Below are 530 nucleotides of genomic sequence, written 5' to 3'. Positions count from 1 at the left end.
ACCGACCACCGACCACGTCTTAAGCGTGGATTACTGAATTCCCGGATATTACCTGGCAGCCCTTCCGGGATGTACGCGCTGCTGATACTGATGATGAGTATGTTTTTGTTTTCGTGTGAAGAAAAGGAACCGGTAGTAGAAGAACCTGCTCCGTCTGAGTTATCGGATACGAAGAAATTTTCCGAAATGACGGAAGCAGAGCTGATCGAATATTTTGAAAATGTAGATGTAAGTGATCTCAAGGTTAACCACGATGACTTCAAGGTCGAAAAATTGACACCGGAGGAATTTAGCCAGGTTCGCAGAATTACCACGCGATCTACGTATGACTGTGACATGGATGTGACCATTCATTTGGATTCACCGGCAGATGATGCAGATGTGACCGTATTTATTGCGGGAACTATGACGGTACACCGGGCGAAAGAGACGATTGATGACGGCAATGGTTTTACCATGACGATCAATGGCGGGGAGGACTATGATTTTAAAATCGAAGATCCTGATAACCCTTCCGCGAGCATTTCCGG

General features: G+C 46.0%; 1 protein-coding gene. It reads left to right on the top strand.

Going from position 1 to position 530, the window contains the following annotated elements:
- Window positions 1–530, top strand: a 530-nt coding sequence (locus tag LVD47_RS23360) for a hypothetical protein (protein ID WP_236981135.1), incomplete at both ends; no start/stop codon positions are given.

The organism is Membranihabitans maritimus (assembly GCF_021729145.1).
GTDB lineage: Bacteria > Bacteroidota > Bacteroidia > Chitinophagales > Saprospiraceae > Membranihabitans > Membranihabitans maritimus.
This window is presented reverse-complemented; position numbering and strand designations above follow the sequence as displayed.